We start from the raw sequence: 18,739 nt of genomic DNA, 5'->3' as shown, positions 1-18,739 counted from the left end.
GTTTACGGTACAACACTAATATTACTAACAAAATCGAAGTCGAAGCGATCAGTCCAACCTGATTCTCTCGGCGTTATGTAAGCTGTCACTCTATAATTATCGCCAACAAGTGCATTTTCACTTAAAACCGCTTGAATGCTAATTTCCCCCTTTCCTCGCGGAATATTAATTCGCTGAAACGCTTCTGTGCTCCATCCATTATCTAAATTTTGTGCAGAAAGTGATATCGACCGCTGTGTCGTAGCATCATATGTAATTGTCGCAGTAATGGACTCCCCTGGCTTGAATTGCGACTTCATAAGTTCAATGCTAATAATTTCATCCGTGCCAATAATTTGAATCGGTGGAAGTCCTGTACCTAATGTCACACCATCCCACCATAATTTGCCAAATGCATCTATTTGCGAATAATTCGGCGGGCTTGTCCAAGAAGCGTACATACTGCCAATAATGCCATCGATACCCTCTGCAGCATTTTTCCAAAGCTCAAAATTTTGCTCTACATCCGAGTCGTAAAATGCACCTATTATTTGTTCAAAGCCTAAGTCTGCAAAAAACTTGAGCGAGGATGCAGCTTTACTTTCAATCTTGGGCGTACCCCACCAATTTACGATGATGACTTTGTTTGGATCCAGCGTTTCCCAGGCTCCTTCTAAGGTGTCGCTTATTTGATAGTAATCTCGCACTGCATTATGATTAGGGTCCACCATATCGCTCCAAAAATAATGCTTCGCATTGGGAGCAACATCAAATAAATCGGCGTAAGCACGCTCAATACTGGCGGCAAGCGCCTCACCAGAATTGTCGAACGCTTTATCGCTTGGCTCCCAGCCTCCCGTTCGAATTTCATCATAATTTAATAGAAAGCCAGTGGGACTAAATTCATCTTGCAGGGTTTGATGAATTTTTCGCATGCGAGCAAACATTTCTTCATTATTCCATGTACATGATACCTGCCCTCTTGCGGTTACCATCGCATGATATCCAGACAAATAAACAACATCACCAGTCTCGATTGATGTTTGATTTGAGGTCTGTATAAGCGGAGCGACAGAATAAGTGTCAAACTTGCCCGCATAACCCGAGATTCCGAGTTGAGGGTCGATAATTGGCTCAACTTCTTCATTCAATGAAAGTAGCGTTCCATCATCTCGTGATAGTGAAACGGGTAGATCATCACGATTCACCCAATTTAAAGTAGGTGTATCTTCTATCGTTACGTCGTCCCACCAAACGCTGCCCGCTGAACCGTTATACAAACCAAGAAAGAGATTCACACTTGTCGAATCTAGACTATTAAATGCAATTCGAATTTGCGTCCATGGCATTGTTCTATCTTCGACATCCTTAAAATATTGTCGGCCACCGTCACCTTTTTCAACTGACAGATACTGATTGCTCAGGTTACGCTCCAGATTGTTATTGTCGCGTAAAATTACTGCCAGCCGGCCAGTAACATTTTCTGTTTTCATCCAAAAGCTCAGCGTGTATTGATGAAAGGGTTTTACGTCAAAAACATGGTTAATACGCGACAGGTTTCCGCCCATCCCGTCGGCTCTCAATGAGGCCTCACCAGAGTACTTAACATTTAAATCGATGAATGTACGTTCGCCAACCGCATCTTGAAATCCCCAACCAGTAGGACGATTATCTGAATATAATTCAAATCCTCCATTTACGACATTCGCTGTTGATATGGGAATGAGTGACGAATCTTGCGCTTTAAGTGGCTGGTTTACGACAGGATAAGCGGTAGTTAAATTTGTATTTGACGCAATTACAGTACCGCAATACCCTAAAGTAATAGTATTGAGAATGATCTCCATATCCCTATCTTTTACACCTTGTATAAAAGTACGGGTGTTTTCCAGCCAGCTCGAGCCAATCCCTTCTCCAAGACCAAATGTATTCAATTTTGAATCCGCATATTTAACAACTGTTGCGCCATTTTCTTTCGCTTTGTCAACCACTTGCAAAAGCGCTTCGGGTGAATCGACCGCCATATTTGCTTTAATTTGCAAGACATTTTCCTGTGCACTAGTTAAGTTACTTGAACAAAACAGGGTTGCCATCAGAACTAGCCTTAAAATGCTCTGAGTTATCTTAAGCCGTTTTATTGGTATGGCCTTATCCCATTCTGTTGATGTGATGTTATTCATGTTTTTCTCATTCATAAATGACCATACTTGTTTAATACTGCGTTACATTGCATGGTTGCCTGGGGTATAGAAATTAAAGCAAATGGCGAACCAATTTTTATGCTACTGAAATATATGAATTTATTATAGATTGCTTGATATCGATGCTCAGAAAATGTTGCATTTTTGATACATAAACTTTCTGCTTTTGCGTTTTGTTTAAATTCGTTGATTTTTGGCAGAATTTCCTAAGATATAGTGAATTCATTAATTTCGTCTCCTATAAATTCCTATATCATTCTGATTCTATTGATGTTTTTATTTGGCTTGTATTTTGCTAGTCTATTTTAATATTGCTTATTTTGACATATAAGTTTTAGTCATAACTTCATATAAGCGCTAACCTCATCAAACTGCTTGCGAGAAGCAGCACATAGGAAACACACTTATGGAACTGAATCTTTGGACATTTTTAACCCTCACAATTTTGGCGAGCTTGGGATTTTTATCTATTTTGATATTTCAAATAAACAAGCAGAAGATAAAGCAATTGGAAGTGGAAGCGATTAAAGCCGAAAAAGCCAACTTGGAAGCGATCGTTAACGACGCGCTTGACAAGAAGCTCGCTGCATTTAAAGGCCGATTGGAAGTTTTAGAAGCGGTAGTAACAGATAAGAATTATGAACTACACGAAAAAATCACGCGGCTGAAATAAGTCGCGCTATTTATCTATTACTTGTCACTTTTTATTTGCTTAGAACCTTCACAGTTGCTAATGTTAATTTGTTGTTAACATATGGATGAAAGCAATGAGTGAACAAGCATCGGTCAAATCTACTAGCGCAGCAACAGCACAGGTAAGCAGAACCCCTTGGTGGTTTTACTTAGTGGCGATATTGGCGATCCTTTGGAATTCAGGTGGCGTTATGGATTTCACGATGACGCACACGCAAAACGAAGCTTATATGGCTAACTTTACCGCCGAGCAGCAGGCGTATTTTTTCAGTTTTCCGCTTTGGGCCAACATCGCCTGGGCCTTTGGTGTTTTTGGTGCCTTTGTAGGTTCGCTTTTATTGTTATTCAGAACGCGATTTGCTTTTCATGCCTTTTTGCTATCGTTGCTGGGAATGATTTTATCTTTTGCTTATCAGTTTGTATCCGACGCACCTGATGATCTTTACACACCTGCTACTATGGGCTTTACCCTTGCAATCTGGATTGTAGCCCTGCTGCTTCTTTGGTATAGCAAACGCATGACCAAAAAAGGCTTGCTAAAATAATTGACCGTATCTACTTAGTCACCGTGCTATCAGTCAGAAAACGAAGAACGCCGTTTTGATGCAAACGCGCGCTTAAAATATCCTATTGTCAAGAATAAGAATACAGTAGCCTTGTAAAAATAGTGTTAACAAGGAGAAGGCTGTGCCTCATCTATTAATGCCCGACCATCTTTTATCAAAGCGCTTTTACGCAGCTATAAATAATCTAAACGTAAAACTCGTTCGCCTTATCTCTGCTATAGGCCTGATAGTGGTTGTGGGCGCTTGCAGTCAAGCCAATGAAGGCTGGGAGTCTATCCAAAGCAATCATCAAGTGCGTCACGAAGCCGGTATGCTCGAGCATCATAATAAGATCGTACTACTTGGGGGCAGAGGTGAAAGAGCGATAGAGGTTTTTGATACCGAATCTCAAAACTGGACTGCGCAAATCACTCCATCACTGGAAATGCATCACTTTCAACCTGTCAGTCTAAACGGTGAGATTTTTATCGTTGGCGCTTTGACTGGCCCTTGGCCAGAAGAGGACGCTATCGAAAAAGTATTTCGCTACAACACCGAAACCCAGACTATGACTGCCTCGCACATTATTCCTGATGATCGCGCCCGCGGTGCAGGCGGTTTAGTTGCCTACCAGGGTGAGCTATATCTCTTAGGAGGCCTGACTAACGGCCATATGGGAGGGAGCGTTCCGTGGTTTGACAAGTATGACCCTCAAAGCGGTAAATGGACGGCCTTACCGGACGCACCCAGAGCGCGTGATCATTTTCAGGCAATAGTGGTTGACCACAAACTCTATGCGATAGGCGGAAGGCAGACATCTCATGCAACGGGCGAAGGGATGTCACTGACTCAAGCGCAAGTCGATGTGTATGATTTTAAAACCCATTCATGGTCTATTTCGCCGGAGTCGGCGAATTTATCGGTACCGCGAGCAGGTAATTCAGCCATTGCTGTAGGCGATAAAATCGTCATTGCAGGAGGTGAATCGCCTGTTCAACAAAAAGCGCATAGTGAAGTTGATATTTTAGATATCCAAAACAATAATTGGCAATCAGGTCCCGCTTTACTTGATGGACGCCATGGAACCGGTTTTGCTGTGGTCAATGAGCATTTATATATTGTATCAGGCAGCGGTAATGCAGGCGGTGAACCAGAGCTTGATACGATGGAGAAAATCTCGCTTAATGCCTTGAACCTTGAACAAAACAGTCAGGCAAGCAAGCTTATCTCTTTTGGGCAAGCCATTGAGGTAGATGTAAAGGGTCCTGAAGTTTCTGAAACCGACGAAATCAATCCCTTTACTGATTATCTCATGCAAACGGAGTTTCGGCACGAAAGCGGCACTGAGGTGCTTGTTCAAGGCTTTTTTGCAGCCGACGGCAAAGCTGCTCATACCAGCGCAGATAAAGGTGAGATTTGGCGTACGATTTTTACACCGCAGTCAAAGGGCAAGTGGCAATATAACAGCAAACTGTATCAGGCCAAAGATGTGGTGTTTGCACATAAAGACCAAGTTGCATTGATGCAAGCTATCGCACAAACGAGCGGCAGTGTTGAGGTAGGCGAGCCATTTCCAGGTGCTGATTTTTTTGACAGAAACGGACAGGTTTCACTCAACAAGGGCTATTTTTACTTTCCATTTACGCAGCAGCATTGGATAAAAACCGGCGCCAACAGTCCTGAAAACTTTTTGGCGTATCATGAGATGGATAGCACTTACCGTGCGTCGCAACAAGCCCGTGAAGGTGAAGCTAAAGCACCAGATTTTATTCATGAATTTAGCCCTCACGTTCAAGACTATCAGTCTGGCGATCCGCTTTGGCAAACAAATAAGGGCAAAGGCATCATTGGCGCAATTAATTATCTCGCTTCGCAAGGAATGCAGTCTCAATATTTTTTAACCATGAATATTAATGGAGATGGTCAGGATGTTTGGCCCTATATTGATCATCAAACCCTTGATCGCTTCGATGTAAGTAAACTTGCGCAGTGGGATATCGTATTTTCGCATTTAAATGACCGAAACATGCTTATTCACATGGTCACCCAAGAGACTGAAAACGAGCTCTTTTTAGATAAAGGCAATACCGAGCGTTTGAGAAAGCTATATTATCGCGAGCTGATTGCGCGCTTTGGCTATCACAATGGCCTTATTTGGAACTTAGGCGAAGAAAATGGTCCTTCTGACTGGTCCCCAGAAGGTCAAAGCTCTGAGCAACGCATCGCAATGGCCGCCTATTTTGAGCAAAACGACCCGCACAACAATCCCATTTTTATACACACCATGCCAAGCCCACACGATAAAGATAACATTCTTCCACCGCTCTACAAAAGCGCCATTGAAGGCATGTCTTTTCAAATAGACAATCGCTTACAGGCGTTTGACGAGATCGCTAAATGGCGGAAATTGTCGGCTGAAAATGGCGCAAATAAAGGACATGGCTGGGCCATTACCATGGATGAAATTGGCATGTGGCACACAGGAGCCAAAATAGATGCTGACGACCCCACACACGACTCACTTCGACGCTACGCGCTTTGGGGTACATTAATGGCAGGTGCAACCGGTGTAGAATGGTATTTTGGCGCGCATCAGCCGCACAACGATTTATCTTCCGAAGATTTTCGCCAGCGTGAAAACTTGTGGAAGCAAACAAAAATCGCCGCCGACTTTTTTAACGCGCTCCCATTAACCAGCCTTAAACCGGTTGTCGCTGCCAACGGACTTTTTGAGGCCACCGGAGATGGTTTTCATCTTGTTTATTACGGCGCTGAGCAGCTTAATAATGCAGAAATAAACTTGTCATTACCGATGGGTAGCTTCAGTATGACATGGCTTGACCCAATAACGGGCGAGGAAGTTGAAGGAAACGAGTTAGTTACTGATGGGAAAAATGGTGTATCCATTAAGGTGCCAGAATCAATAATCAAGCAAGACGCCGTTCTTTATTTACGCGGTAAATAAAGGCACATCGCTTATTCACCTGAGTTACAAGAAAAAGCCCGCATACGCGGGCATCTTCAACATGGTAGGCCTTTAGATGGGCTCTTGTTAATACTTAAACTGACGCATAATGCGACTAAAATCTTCAGACAATTGCTCTAGCTCATGGCTTACGTGAGTCAGTTTTTCGGAGCTTGATGCCGTGTCTTCTGTACGTTTGTTAATATCATCTACGTTGGAGCTAATCGACATAGCCACGGTTTGCTGTTCACCAGTGGATTTTGCGATTTGATCATTCATTTGGGTAATGCGTGCAATCGTTTGCGTGATTGCTCCTAAGCTGTTCCCCGCTTTGTTTGCTTCGTCCACACTTAAGGATGCTTGCTCAGTGCCTTTTGCCATAACGTTTACGGCTGAGCGGGCTGCACCTTGCAACTGCTCAATGGTTGCTTGAATTTCTTCCGTAGATTTTTGTGTACGTGATGCAAGCGTTCTTACTTCATCTGCAACCACCGCAAAGCCTCTGCCTTGCTCGCCCGCACGAGCAGCCTCAATGGCAGCATTAAGTGCAAGCAGGTTGGTTTGTTCTGCAATGCCTTTGATCACATCCAGCACCACACCCACCTGATTTGAATCTTGTTCGAGTTTTTTGATTACAACGGCTGTTTCATCTACTCGCGTTGCCAGGCTTTGAATGCTCGAAACGGTTTGATTAACGACTCGCTGACCTTCGTCTGCCGCGCCCGACGCCTCAGTGGCTGCGCTGGCTGCTTCATTAGCACTTGCAGCAACTGCATTAACGCTAAGTGTCATTTCATCCACCGCCGCTTTTGCATCTGATGCAGACATCTGCTGCGCTGAGATAGTATTTCGCGCATCGCCTGATACTTGATGCAGATTACTTGCTAAGGTCGCTAAAGGTTGACTTGCATTACCAATATCACGGACTACATTTTGTAGCTTCTCTACAAACTGATTGAACCAGTAAACCAAGTCGCCAATTTCATCTTTATTGGTAGTGCGAATTCTAACCGTTAAATCGCCGTCTTCTTGTGCAATATCTTTTAGCGAATTCACCACGTTTAATATGCTGCCACGCAAATTGCGCACAATGGGAACCGCTACTGCCAGCAATACCACCGCCGTAATCAGTCCCATGAAGATACCCACCTGACTTAAACGCTTTGCAGCAACGTTAGAAGTTTCGATGGCATTTTCAAAGCCGGCTAATTGCTCATCGCTAAACGCTTTCAAAGAGCCGGTTGCTGCCTCAAACGCAGCATTCATATCAGCCGTTAGTTCAGCCAGTTTTGAAAAGTCAGCGGTATTGTTCACCATCGACTCGCTCACATCATAAGCTACTGCAAAGTAACGATTAAAGTCAGTCAGAATGGGCGAAACGCTTGCCGCCATATTTTCGTTTAAGGCCTTAATTGTATTTAAGTTATCAATGGTAACGTTTGCTTCTTCCTGCGCTTTGACTAAAGCTTCTTCATCCCCTGTTGTCACCGCCGCACTAAGACTGGATTTCACATTTTCCATGTTAACCAGTGCATTACGTGACGCTAATAAGGCTGGAAATTGAATTTCGCGAGCGTCTTCAAGTAATTTGACGTTTGTACTTGCCGTATTGGCCGTAAAACCAACAAACACTACAAAACTAAGGATTGCCATCGATGGTATAGCAAACAGTTTTTGCGCTATTGTTAGCCTAGCTAAAAAGCCAGTTAAAAAATTCATAATTCACCCACATAAATATTGCCAAATTGTCTGGTCTGACCATGAGTGAATTGAGATAAACTTTTATGTTTTACCCTTCAAATGCACTCACAGACATACCTGATAAACGATAACCCACCGAAGCAATATCTCCTTTCCAACCCTCTGTAGACAAGGTTCCTGTTACCCAAATGGCATCGTATAGGTTATCTATCGGCACGCCTTCGGAAAATTTTACATAACCAATTTGATTTGATGGTGGAGGGGGCACATGCACACATGCACCGAAGTAAGGAACGAGCAGAAATTCAGTAATGTTGTCAGCGTCGCCCTCAAGCGGCACCACAAAACCGGGGATTTTAACCAACTCACCGTTTAACTCCTCTCTCAAGGGTGCATTGGGCTGTGCTTGCGTCATATTACCATCGTGATTGGTCATGGGAGCAGGCGGTATAACAAAGCCTTTCGGTACTAAATCTTCCCAATACAGCTCTTGTGGTTCATCAGCAAACCCATTCATGCTAGGGAAAAAGGATAGGACGACGAAGAAAATTAGAAATAAAGCGTGTCTCAAAATACACCTCTGTTTATCGGAGTAAAAAAGCGTCAGCTAAATAATAAAAAGCTCGCAGAGCGAGCTTTTTATTATACAGATTTTCACCCAGATTAGCTTGCTTTAAGCTAAAGCCGGTTTGAGATTTACTCAGCGCCCTTCTCATATCGCTGTGCGCTGGATACAATTTCGGCTTTTGCAGCATCAATGCCAGCCCAACCATCAATTTTCACCCACTTGCCTTTTTCAAGATCTTTATAGTGAGAGAAGAAATGCTCAACCTGATCTTTTATTAAGGCTGGCACATCATCAATATCTTGAACGTCGTTATAAGATTGAGAAAGTTTTGCCACTGGAACAGCAATGACCTTGGCATCCTGTCCTGACTCATCCGTCATATTCAGCACACCAACCGGACGACATTTGATCACCGAACCTGCAAGCAGTGGATGCGGAGTCATTACAAGCACGTCAACCGGATCACCATCATCAGAAAGCGTATTATTAACGTAGCCGTAATTTAAAGGATATTGCATGCATGTGCCCATGAAGCGATCAACAAATAAGGCACCAGTATCTTTATCTACTTCGTATTTAATGGGTGATGAAAAAGCGGGAATTTCTATAATGACAAAAATTTCATCAGGCAGGTTACTACCCGCAGGGACATTGTTTAAGCTCATGATGCTTCCTTTATAATGGATAAATTATGGTTAAAATATTGCGCGCAAGTATAGTGAATATTTGTTTGGCATCCAACTATTTCAGACATTCAGCGTCGATATGCTCGTAGCCTATGAACTTTTTGCACTTAAGTAAAACCTTTGCGACAAATGTCTTAAGCTGTGTGCGCCATTGCGTTATATGCAGAGACTTAAAAAAGCAAGGATTTAGCCTGCTGAAAGTTTTCGACCGTTGCAAAACATCGTGATTTTATCGCAGGCTCAATAGGCACCAAATCTTCAATGCCGATGACTTTGCAGCCAGCATCCAGCGCGGCCAAAAGCCCCACATTGGAATCTTCAAACACGATAGTATGAGAAGGTTCCACCTCAAGTATTGAGCATGCAAGCAGATAGGGCTCCGGATGCGGTTTAGGCTGCTTTACATCATCCACGGTCACCACTGCCTGAAAGTCAGACAAATAGCCTGATTGCTTGAAGGTAAGCTCGGTTCCGAAACGGTTTGCAGAAGTCACTAATGCCAGCGGATATTGCTCGGTTTTGATGTGACTGAAAAAGGATTCAAAGCCCGTCTTAAACGCAATACCTTGTTCAAACTGACGCAGCATCCGCTTTCTGAGTGACACAAAAAATTCATCCCATGGAAAATCACTATCAAACATGGTTTTTGCCATCGCAAAACAGTCTTGAGTAGGGACACCGACAAACTGTTGATAGTGAGATTCACTAAAATCGATACCAAACTCTTTGGTAGTCGTCATCCAAGCTGTTTTGTTAGCCTGTTCGCTGTCAAATATTGTTCCGTCTTTATCAAATAAAATTGCGTCAATGCGCGTTTTAGACATAAGCGGCTATATTCCCCTTCTGGCCGTAGCTTGAGACTAACTTGCTACGGCTTTTTTATTTTTATCTTTGGAATAATACGCTAAACAGGCCTCTATTTCTTCTTTTGAGCCAAGCAATGTGGGCACACGCTGATGAATTTCGTGCGGCATTACTTCCATAATCCGGCCCTCACCGGTAGACGCCAGGCCACCTGCCTGTTCTATCAAAAATGCCATAGGATTGGCTTCATACAATAATCGCAGCTTTCCTGGAATTTTAGGGTTTCGCTTATCGAAGGGATACATAAAAATTCCCCCTCTGCACAGAACGCGATGAATATCGCCCACCATCGCAGCGACCCAGCGCATATTGTAATCTTTCTTACGCGGCCCTTCTGAACCAGCAATTAAATCAGACACGTATTGTTGAATGGGCGCTTCCCAATGCCTTTGGTTAGATGTATTGATTGCGAACTCGCTGGTTTGCTCGGGAATTTGCACATTTGCATTAGTCACCAAAAATCCGCCATGAGTTTTATCTAAGGTATAAAGATGCGTACCACGCCCGGTTGTCATTGCAAGCATGGTAGATGGCCCGTATAACACATAACCGGCTGCAACCATTTGTGTACCGGGTTGTAAAAATGCGGACGGATCATCAGGTTTCATCCACTGCGGCGCATGGGCGATAGAAAATATGGTGCCAATGAGGCTATTAATTTCGGTATTAGATGAGCCATCAAGTGGATCGAAGCTTACCAGGTAATTTCCTTCCGGGTTGCAGGGAACCACATTTTCTTCTTCTTCAGATGAAATTGCTTTCACATAGCCCGATTCACGCAAGGTATCTTTTAAAATTTGATTCGAAATAACGTCTAGCTTTTTTTGCGTCTCTCCCTGTACGTTTTCACTCAAGGTAGAGCCCAATACGCCTGCCAAAGCTCCTTGGCTAACACGAAACGATATTTCTTTGCAGCCTGCAAGCAGCGTTCTTATTAATAAAATAAGCTCAAGTGGAGCTCCGTCTTGTTGTAGCTGAGAATTGAGGCGTTTCATTAAACCTGCGTTCCTTTTTGATGAGGCGCTTTATGGTAATTATTATTGCGCGAGTGTGATGTTGGTTATTTATTTGCATCATGCATGTAAAGTCGAGAATAGAAATCCTTTGAAGTCTAACTGCATACGTATGCACAAATTCATTGTACAGCGAATAGTGAATGAATGAAAAGCGACAAATGTCTTAATCCCTCATTTTTTTAGGTAATTTTGTAACTGCGAAAGAAAAAATCTGAACTTTTTGTGCGAAGTAAGTGCAAAGTTTGAAGAAAAGTGTGCTGATGCCTATCAAATATTATCCCTTTGCATCGCATCTGTTACACTATCGACCTCATCATTCAGCATAAATTATATTAACGGCAAAACAATTCTATGCACGTACATATTTTAGGAATTTGCGGTACCTTTATGGGTGGCATTGCGGCCATCGCCAAAAGTTTAGGGTATAAGGTGACCGGCTCTGATCGCAATGTCTATCCGCCTATGAGCACACAACTAGAGCAACTTGGGATAGCGCTTTCAGAAGGATATGATGTATCCCAATTTGAACCGGTTCCCGATATGGTGATCATTGGAAATGCAATGGCTCGCGGTAATCCCGCGGTGGAGTACGTGCTTGACAGAAATCTTCCGTACACCAGTGGCCCACAGTGGTTATTGGATCATTTGTTAAAAGACCGCTGGGTATTAGCTGTAGCAGGCACTCACGGTAAAACCAGTACAAGCTCTATGTTGGCATGGATATTAGAAGATGCGGGTTTACATCCGGGCTTCCTGATAGGGGGCGTTCCCGAAAACTTTGGTATTTCTGCCCGCATTGGTGAGACGCCATTTTTTGTTATTGAAGCAGATGAGTACGACAGCGCATTTTTTGACAAGCGCTCCAAATTCGTACATTACAGACCAAGAACACTTGTTCTCAATAATCTTGAATTTGACCATGCGGATATCTTTGAAGATTTAGATGCAATCAAAAAGCAGTTTCATCATTTGGTAAGAACAGTCCCCTCAAATGGCCTTGTACTTTCAAAAGCCGCTGAAGCGAATATGGAAGCCGTTTTAGAAAAAGGCTGCTGGTCTGAAAAACAGTTCATTGGCAGTGCGCACAAAGCCATTTGGCAGGCAGACCCCATACGCTCGGATTGCAGCAGCTTTCATGTGGTGCACAAAGGAAAGCCGGTCGGTACGGTAAGTTGGGCTTTAATTGGTGAGCACAATATGCATAATGCACTGATGGCTATTGCAGCTGCCCATCATGCTGGCGTGAGCATTGACGATGCAATCAAAGCACTAGCCAGCTTTAAAAACGTAAAAAGACGAATGGAAATTAAGGGCTTGGCAAAGGGCGTAACGGTTTATGACGATTTTGCCCATCACCCCACCGCCATCAAAACCACCATTGACGGTTTGCGTAAGAAAGTGGGCAATCAAAAAATCATAGCCGTATTAGAACCAAGATCCAATACCATGCGTATGGGCATTCATAAAAATCAATTAGCGCAATCATGGCAAGTAGCAGATGAGGTGCATTTGCTTGAGCCAGCAAGTTTAGATTGGTCTTTGCAACAACTGGTCGATAACTCAAAGGTTCCAGTGCATCTTTACAAAAAAACCGATGACATTATTGCTAATTTAAGCAAAAGCTTACAGGCAGGCGACCACGTGTTAATCATGAGTAATGGCGGCTTTGACTCCATCCATAAAAAACTGCTACATGCTTTAGAAGCAAGCGCAAATAAGGAAGATGTTCATGGATAAATCCATTACGCTGGCAATTACTGGTGCCTCGGGAGCGCCATACGCGCTTAAACTAATCAAAGAATTAGTCAAAGCCGACTATCATCTGTATTTGCTTATGTCTTCAGCAGCACGCGTTGTATTTGCCACTGAAGAAGACATGAAAGTGCCAGCAAAGCCAGAACAGGCAAGCGCTTATTTTACAGAATATTCAGGTGCGAAAACCGGGCAAATTCGCGTATGCGGTAAAGAAGAATGGTTTTCTCCAGTGGCATCAGGCTCGGCCGCGCCCAAGCAGATGATCATATGCCCCTGCTCCACCGGCACACTATCTTCTCTTGCGGTTGGCGCCTGCGATAACTTAATTGAGCGAGCCGCCGATGTGGTCATAAAAGAAAAAGGCCAGTTAATTGTTGTACCCCGCGAAATGCCTTTATCAAGTTTGCATCTTAAAAACATGCTGACTCTTGCTGACTTAGGCGTGACTATTATGCCTGCTGCTCCCGGCTTTTATCATAATCCGAAAACGATAGATGACTTGATTGATTTTGTAGTGGCTCGCATATTAGACCATATTGGCGTTGATCAGGGCTTAATCCAAAGATGGGGCTATGATCATGCAAGAGCCCCAAAACCTGATGAGACTCAAGACTAGTTATTTAAGCCATATTACTAACTAATAGGAAAATAATTGAATGAAAATGCTCAAAACTGCGATGTCGACTTTTGGCTGTTTATGCCTGCTTACAAGCAGTCAATTCGCGCATGCCTGGGGGCAAACTGGCCATCGAGTAACAGGCAAAATTGCTGAGAATTATCTGTCAGATCAGGCAAAAGCGGCAATTGAGGAGATCCTCTTAAATGAAAGCCTGGCGGAAGCCTCTACCTACCCAGATGAAATGCGCTCCAATCCTGATCACTTCTGGCAAAAAGTGGCTGGCCCCTATCATTATGTAACGGTGCCGCCTGGTAAAACTTACGCAGAAGTAGGTGCGCCTGAACAGGGGGACTCCGTTTCAGCGCTCGAATCGTTCACGTCAACGCTTCGCGATCCAAAAGCGTCTATTGAAGATAAGCGACTGGCTCTGCGTTTTGCTATTCACATTATTGGCGACTTACATCAGCCGCTCCATGCTGGGAACGGAAAAGATCGCGGTGGCAATGACGTAAAGCTTGAGTTTTTCAGAGAAGAATCAAATCTTCATCGCGTATGGGATTCGGGGCTGCTTGACCAACGAGATTTATCCTATACCGAGTGGAGTGATTGGCTTGGCAGTAAAATTACGCCTGAACAGGCTGAAGCGTGGATGACTACCGATCCCTTGGTTTATATTGCCGAAAGCGTTGCAATCAGAGATAAAATTTATCCTGAAGAAGACAGTCTGTCATGGCAGTATCTTTATGACCACATTGATACCGCGACCCTGCGCTTACAACAAGGCGGTGTGCGAATAGCCGCCTACTTGAACGAAGTGTTCACTCAATATAAATAAACGCTGCACTTTACACCTTATTGGCAAGTCATAATAAGATGGCTTGCCTAACAGGCATGAGCATTAATCGTCCATTTCGATATCAAGCGGCTCTGGGGATAAAATGATCCCGGTGCCGTCTGCGTATATGAAATCTTCAGGCAAAAATGTGACGCCAGCAAAATTCACGGCAATGTCTAAATCACCAATCTCACGACTATCGGCCGCAACTGGAATAGAGTTAATTGCGTGAATACCAATATCAAACTCTTCAAGTAAATCCACATCGCGAACCGCACCATAACAAACGATACCTTCCCATCCATTTTCAACTGCCAACTGAACGTTTTCCGCATCAACTAGAGCACGCCGTGTGGATCCGCCACCGTCAATTAATAAGACTTTTCCAATCCCATTAGTTGCCAGTACTTTATCGACCAAACCTCTGTCTTCGAAACACTTTATCGTACTGATTTCGCCAGCATAAGAAAATGCACCACCGTAATTCGTAAACACAGGCTCAACCACATCAATGCGGTCGGCGTATAAATCACAAAGTTCAGAAGTATTGATTTCCATAGTAGTAAACAACATCGATAGATAAACACTCCATCACCCTAGTGCAAAACGCATAGAGAGTAAACTAATCAGACTGATTTTATTTAAAATAGCTAAGTAAAGCGTTTAAATCGAAGCTGGAGAGGGATATTGTCATAATCTTTTCGCATAAGTGTCACGATTGCTTCATACTTTAACCTTAAGGTGAGGTCCATTGAAAAAAGCGCAGGAATCCATAAATGAGACGCCTTGCCTACCTGGACCAACAAGTTTTTCAATGGATCACCAAGCACCTTTGCTGCCCTGACCAATTCAGCGTAAAAGTGTTCAAATGGATTTCTCGTAGCGGAGACGGCTATTTATACATTTTAGTTGCGACGCTCTTGTATTTTTATGACCCAGAACACGGGGCACTATTTTTTTACACCGCCCTTTTAGCTTACAGCATCGAAATCCCTCTTTATGTAGTGCTCAAGCACTTGTTTAAGCGCAAACGGCCATGCGACTTACTTTATAACCTGAAATCGCATATTGTGCCTGCCGACAAATTTAGTTTGCCCTCGGGGCACACAGCAGCAGCATTCCTGATGGCGACCATCGTTGCGCAGTATTATCCTACTCTCACATTGTTTGTATTCGTTTGGGCTAGTCTGATTGGTATTTCGCGCATTGTCCTGCGCGTGCATTTTCCTTTAGATGTAATAATCGGCGCAAGTTTGGGCCTTTGTATGGCGATTAGCGCCATGGTAATACTTGGATAAAATCTCATGAAAATTTTGTACGGTGTACAAGGGACGGGAAACGGTCATATTACGCGCGCAAGACATATGGCGCATGCCTTAGCAAAACGCTCAGATCTTCAAGTTGATTATTTGTTTAGTGGTCGAGCATCGAATAATTATTTTGACATGGAAGTATTCAACGGATATCAAAGCCGACGCGGACTCACTTTCATTACCGAAAATGGACGAATAAATCGTTGTAAAACACTCACGCAAAACAATGTGTATCAGTTTATTACCGAGTTCAGATCGCTGGTGCTAGACAATTACGATCTTGTGATTAATGACTTTGAGCCAGTATCGGCATGGGCAGCAAAGTTATCTGGCGTCCCCTCTCTTTCAGTGAGCCATCAGGCTGCATTTTTACAAAATGTACCAAAACACAAACAAGGCTTAACGGATAAAATAATTACTAAACACTTTGCACCAACGCAGTACTCACTGGGCACACATTGGTATCATTTTGGTCATCAAATTATTCCACCTTTTGTGACGGATGTGACACACGCAGCTGAAGCCTCTAAAAAGCCATCAGTGACAACGTTATCGGGAAATCCATTCACGCTTGTCTATCTGCCGTTTGAAACACTCACTACCATTCAGGAGCAATTGCAAATACCAAGTGAACAAGCGTTTATCTGCTATCACCCTGATATCTCCAAACAGGTAAAAGACAAGAATATTCTTTGGTGCCCTTTGTCGACAAGCACTTTCAAGCAAGATCTTCATCGTTGTGCCGGCGTTATTGCAAATAGCGGATTTGAACTTTCAACTGAATGTTTGACTTTGGGAAAAGCGCTTTTGCTAAAACCGCTCAAAGGCCAATATGAGCAGTTATCCAATGCTTATACACTCAAGAAGCTGGATTTGTGCGAGGTGATGCACAGTGTTAATGCTGAAGAAATTGATGAATGGCTACAACATCGAAAGGGTACTCGAATTTCCTATCCCGGTGATTGTCAGAAGTTCGTTGATTGGATTGCGCAAGGAAATTGGCATAAGCACCAGCAGATTTGCAAAACACTCTGGGAGCAAGTGAAGTTTCCAGATGCAGTTAAGGCCAAATTGGCAACGTTGCACGCGTAATTCAGTATATTTTATCTCAAACATGACAAAGTCGCCTGAATTGGGCTATAGTAAAAATCTATATGCATTATCAATTGCAGTAGGCTAATTTCCTCGACCCATTTTCTCATTTAGGGTAAGTATTACCAAGGTTGCAGTTTAGTCATAAATTGATCGAAAGGATTTTTTATGTCTAACCACTCGCAATGGAACCCTGAGTGTATTCGTCAACGCTTCGAAATTGTGAAAACCGAAGTCATTGAAGCGAACACTCGCACCCGAAAGACAATACTGGTCTTACTCATCAGTATTCTCTTGCTCTTTGTTGGTGTTTTTTTATACAAGCTTTTTGTAGAAAAAGACGCAGGCTACGCCACGATTGGCACTTTTGTTGGCATCTTTTTTCTGTTTTTTGCCATTATTTACATAACGATTAACGCGTCTGAAAAGTGTGTTTCCAAACTTAGTATCTGTTTATTAACGATTGACGACCGGCATCAGTTTTTTCGCGCGCTTGAGCAAGTATCTTGTGGTGGGGCTGCTATCGAACATTTTATGCAGTTTACCGATAAAGCCACCAATATTATTAATGCAGTAAATCCTAATGGAAATGGCGGACAGGCTGCGCCGCAAAACCTTTCTGAGCAAAACACAGCCCGTCACCCATCGCAGGGAGCGCAAAATCATGCAAAGTGATGTTGAAGAGGCCATTGAAAATTTAAAAGACAACCAAAAGAAGGCCAAACTAGCCATTGGAGTGTAGTTAAGTGCCATTGTTTTGGTAGGCCTTTTGTTTTTGTATGGGGCGAGTGAGTATCAGGAAGATCAACAGCGACTTGAGGCTTTGCAAGACGAACTTGAGGTAATTAAACAGGATTCCGGCAGGCTGACTCAGGAGCTGGTTGCCTTTAAAGAGCAGGCGAGAGAAGATCAGATTCGCTCACAAGCCATGTTTAATGAGATAAGCAGCTTAAAAGAATCCATAGAGCGACTAAGCTACACTAACAGTGACGATCAAAAAGCCCTGTTCGTTGTAGAGAAATTTTTGAAAAATGTCCCTTTGACGATGGAAGAAAAGCAAATCAAGCAAAATGCATATTCTTTAGGTGCGCAAGACGATGAAGCCTCAGCCGAAATATTACTTCTGCGCGGGATCAAGAGTTTTGAAGAGAAAGATTTTGACCAAGCAAGTGCCTACTTTGAGCAGGTTCTCGAAGAAGATGAACAACAAGGCATCGCATTATGGGGATTAGGTCGAATTCTCTTTGCCAAGCGCGAGTTTGCTGAAGCCAAAAGTGCGTATAGTGAGGCCTTAGAACAAGCTCAACGGAGCATCAAAGCAGGTATATTGGTAGACAGAGGTTTAACCTGGGTTCGTTTACATAGCGATGAAAATCCTTCGCTTGACCAAGCACTGAATGACTACAATGACGCAATTTCTCTGGGAAATAATTTTCCTTCGGTGTATCGAAGACGTGGCCTCATTCATTTGAGATTAGGCGCGATAAATCAGGCAAAAGCAGATTTTGAACGCGCAGTATCTTCTTCCTCAAACGACCAGGAACTTGCTTCCGCCATTGAAAATAAAGCGCTCGTTTCACTGCATGAGAATCAGTGGGAAGAAGCAATTGGCCACTCAAAATTAGTATTGCGCGTTTATCCCAAAAGCGAATGGAACTGGGCCATTCGAACGATTGCTGCCAGTAAGGCGGGGTATCCCGATGTTATGATCTGTTCACTATCACAATGGTTTGCAAATGGCGGTAATAAGCTATCGTCTCTGCGTTATTACCTATCATCAGATACATGGACCTTTTTCACGCAACTAGTGGATAAACATCAAAATAACGCCGCTTCACTTTGTGAAGAAAGCTTGAGCTAAATTGCGCTGAGAACCGCAATTTCATTTGCATTTTTGGTCGTTGCAG

At 43.3% G+C, this 18,739-nt stretch carries 17 protein-coding genes; 10 read left to right on the top strand and 7 right to left on the bottom strand.

All coding sequences use genetic code 11. The features are described 5' to 3' along the window. Nucleotides 1–2: 2 nt before the first annotated feature. Nucleotides 3–2,159, bottom strand: a complete 2,157-nt coding sequence (locus D6V41_RS09830; protein ID WP_136251335.1) for a carbohydrate binding domain-containing protein — start codon at nt 2,157–2,159, stop codon at nt 3–5. 427 nt (nt 2,160–2,586) lie between these two features. Between D6V41_RS09830 and D6V41_RS09825 the strand changes: the two genes are divergently transcribed. From D6V41_RS09825 to D6V41_RS09815, 3 genes are all read left to right on the top strand, one after another. Next, nucleotides 2,587–2,853 carry a hypothetical protein gene (locus tag D6V41_RS09825; RefSeq protein WP_136251334.1) on the top strand — a complete coding sequence of 89 codons (267 nt, stop codon included), beginning with the start codon at nt 2,587–2,589 and terminating at the stop codon, nt 2,851–2,853. Between the two features lie 94 nt (nt 2,854–2,947). Then, nucleotides 2,948–3,418, top strand: coding sequence for a hypothetical protein (locus tag D6V41_RS09820; protein WP_136251333.1), 471 nt, complete (start codon nt 2,948–2,950; stop codon nt 3,416–3,418). 142 nt (nt 3,419–3,560) lie between these two features. Next, entirely contained in the window at nt 3,561–6,383 is a 2,823-nt protein-coding gene (locus D6V41_RS09815; protein ID WP_136251332.1) for a Kelch repeat-containing protein, read from the top strand. Nucleotides 6,384–6,470: 87 nt separating this feature from the next. Here D6V41_RS09815 and D6V41_RS09810 read toward each other — a convergent pair whose 3' ends face one another. The 5 genes from D6V41_RS09810 to D6V41_RS09790 all read right to left on the bottom strand — a co-directional run bounded on the left by D6V41_RS09810 (nt 6,471) and on the right by D6V41_RS09790 (nt 11,197). Continuing rightward, the gene (locus tag D6V41_RS09810; RefSeq protein ID WP_136251331.1) at nt 6,471–8,102 is read right to left on the bottom strand and encodes a methyl-accepting chemotaxis protein; all 1,632 of its coding nucleotides are present in this window, start codon (nt 8,100–8,102) and stop codon (nt 6,471–6,473) included. 70 nt (nt 8,103–8,172) lie between these two features. Further along, complete coding sequence (locus D6V41_RS09805; protein WP_136251566.1) at nt 8,173–8,601, bottom strand: DUF3299 domain-containing protein; 429 nt, start codon at nt 8,599–8,601, stop codon at nt 8,173–8,175. A gap of 179 nt (nt 8,602–8,780) precedes the next feature. After that, nucleotides 8,781–9,317 (bottom strand): inorganic diphosphatase, encoded by a 537-nt coding sequence (gene ppa, locus D6V41_RS09800; RefSeq protein WP_136251330.1) that lies wholly within the window; start codon nt 9,315–9,317, stop codon nt 8,781–8,783. A gap of 191 nt (nt 9,318–9,508) precedes the next feature. Next, nucleotides 9,509–10,162 carry an HAD family hydrolase gene (locus D6V41_RS09795; protein WP_136251329.1) on the bottom strand — a complete coding sequence of 218 codons (654 nt, stop codon included), beginning with the start codon at nt 10,160–10,162 and terminating at the stop codon, nt 9,509–9,511. Between the two features lie 36 nt (nt 10,163–10,198). Next, nucleotides 10,199–11,197 (bottom strand): class 1 fructose-bisphosphatase, encoded by a 999-nt coding sequence (locus tag D6V41_RS09790; RefSeq protein ID WP_136251328.1) that lies wholly within the window; start codon nt 11,195–11,197, stop codon nt 10,199–10,201. A gap of 372 nt (nt 11,198–11,569) precedes the next feature. Between D6V41_RS09790 and mpl the strand changes: the two genes are divergently transcribed. From mpl to D6V41_RS09775, 3 genes are read left to right on the top strand one after another with little or no spacing between them, the layout of a single operon-like run. Then, nucleotides 11,570–12,955, top strand: a complete 1,386-nt coding sequence (mpl, locus tag D6V41_RS09785; RefSeq protein ID WP_136251327.1) for a UDP-N-acetylmuramate:L-alanyl-gamma-D-glutamyl-meso-diaminopimelate ligase — start codon at nt 11,570–11,572, stop codon at nt 12,953–12,955. Next, nucleotides 12,942–13,589, top strand: a complete 648-nt coding sequence (locus D6V41_RS09780) for a flavin prenyltransferase UbiX (RefSeq protein WP_136251326.1) — start codon at nt 12,942–12,944, stop codon at nt 13,587–13,589. The genes mpl and D6V41_RS09780 overlap by 14 nt, the downstream gene beginning before the upstream one ends. A 40-nt stretch (nt 13,590–13,629) precedes the next feature. Then, entirely contained in the window at nt 13,630–14,427 is a 798-nt protein-coding gene (locus D6V41_RS09775) for a S1/P1 nuclease (protein WP_136251325.1), read from the top strand. Between the two features lie 63 nt (nt 14,428–14,490). Here the strand turns inward: D6V41_RS09775 and rraA are convergent, their stop codons facing one another. Beyond that, complete coding sequence (gene rraA, locus D6V41_RS09770; protein ID WP_136251565.1) at nt 14,491–14,985, bottom strand: ribonuclease E activity regulator RraA; 495 nt, start codon at nt 14,983–14,985, stop codon at nt 14,491–14,493. Nucleotides 14,986–15,203: 218 nt separating this feature from the next. On the opposite strand from rraA, the gene D6V41_RS09765 reads away from it, so the two are divergent. The 4 genes from D6V41_RS09765 to D6V41_RS09750 all read left to right on the top strand — a co-directional run bounded on the left by D6V41_RS09765 (nt 15,204) and on the right by D6V41_RS09750 (nt 18,693). Further along, nucleotides 15,204–15,725 carry a phosphatase PAP2 family protein gene (locus D6V41_RS09765; RefSeq protein WP_136251324.1) on the top strand — a complete coding sequence of 174 codons (522 nt, stop codon included), beginning with the start codon at nt 15,204–15,206 and terminating at the stop codon, nt 15,723–15,725. Nucleotides 15,726–15,731: 6 nt separating this feature from the next. Beyond that, nucleotides 15,732–16,832 carry an MJ1255/VC2487 family glycosyltransferase gene (locus D6V41_RS09760; RefSeq protein WP_136251323.1) on the top strand — a complete coding sequence of 367 codons (1,101 nt, stop codon included), beginning with the start codon at nt 15,732–15,734 and terminating at the stop codon, nt 16,830–16,832. Between the two features lie 168 nt (nt 16,833–17,000). After that, on the top strand, nt 17,001–17,507 hold the full coding sequence (locus D6V41_RS09755; RefSeq protein WP_136251322.1) for a hypothetical protein: 507 nt from the start codon (nt 17,001–17,003) through the stop codon (nt 17,505–17,507). A gap of 100 nt (nt 17,508–17,607) precedes the next feature. Then, entirely contained in the window at nt 17,608–18,693 is a 1,086-nt protein-coding gene (locus tag D6V41_RS09750) for a tetratricopeptide repeat protein (RefSeq protein ID WP_136251321.1), read from the top strand. Nucleotides 18,694–18,739 lie beyond the last annotated feature (46 nt).

It is taken from the genome of Ningiella ruwaisensis (assembly GCF_004798935.1).
Taxonomy (GTDB): domain Bacteria; phylum Pseudomonadota; class Gammaproteobacteria; order Enterobacterales; family Alteromonadaceae; genus Glaciecola; species Glaciecola ruwaisensis.
The sequence above is the reverse complement of the archived record's forward strand: the minus strand, read 5'-3'. Positions and strand labels throughout refer to the sequence as shown.

Bases quoted from the DNA above. Each gene is read 5' to 3' on its own strand.
- D6V41_RS09830 (WP_136251335.1), bottom strand. From the start codon at position 2,159: ATGAATAACATCACATCAACAGAATGGGATAAGGCCATACCAATAAAA.
- D6V41_RS09825 (WP_136251334.1), top strand. From the start codon at position 2,587: ATGGAACTGAATCTTTGGACATTTTTAACCCTCACAATTTTGGCGAGC.
- D6V41_RS09820 (WP_136251333.1), top strand. From the start codon at position 2,948: ATGAGTGAACAAGCATCGGTCAAATCTACTAGCGCAGCAACAGCACAG.
- D6V41_RS09810 (WP_136251331.1), bottom strand. From the start codon at position 8,102: ATGAATTTTTTAACTGGCTTTTTAGCTAGGCTAACAATAGCGCAAAAA.
- D6V41_RS09805 (WP_136251566.1), bottom strand. From the start codon at position 8,601: ATGAATGGGTTTGCTGATGAACCACAAGAGCTGTATTGGGAAGATTTA.
- ppa (WP_136251330.1), bottom strand. From the start codon at position 9,317: ATGAGCTTAAACAATGTCCCTGCGGGTAGTAACCTGCCTGATGAAATT.
- D6V41_RS09795 (WP_136251329.1), bottom strand. From the start codon at position 10,162: ATGTCTAAAACGCGCATTGACGCAATTTTATTTGATAAAGACGGAACA.
- D6V41_RS09790 (WP_136251328.1), bottom strand. From the start codon at position 11,197: ATGAAACGCCTCAATTCTCAGCTACAACAAGACGGAGCTCCACTTGAG.
- mpl (WP_136251327.1), top strand. From the start codon at position 11,570: ATGCACGTACATATTTTAGGAATTTGCGGTACCTTTATGGGTGGCATT.
- D6V41_RS09780 (WP_136251326.1), top strand. From the start codon at position 12,942: ATGTTCATGGATAAATCCATTACGCTGGCAATTACTGGTGCCTCGGGA.
- D6V41_RS09775 (WP_136251325.1), top strand. From the start codon at position 13,630: ATGAAAATGCTCAAAACTGCGATGTCGACTTTTGGCTGTTTATGCCTG.
- rraA (WP_136251565.1), bottom strand. From the start codon at position 14,985: ATGGAAATCAATACTTCTGAACTTTGTGATTTATACGCCGACCGCATT.
- D6V41_RS09765 (WP_136251324.1), top strand. From the start codon at position 15,204: ATGAGACGCCTTGCCTACCTGGACCAACAAGTTTTTCAATGGATCACC.
- D6V41_RS09760 (WP_136251323.1), top strand. From the start codon at position 15,732: ATGAAAATTTTGTACGGTGTACAAGGGACGGGAAACGGTCATATTACG.
- D6V41_RS09755 (WP_136251322.1), top strand. From the start codon at position 17,001: ATGTCTAACCACTCGCAATGGAACCCTGAGTGTATTCGTCAACGCTTC.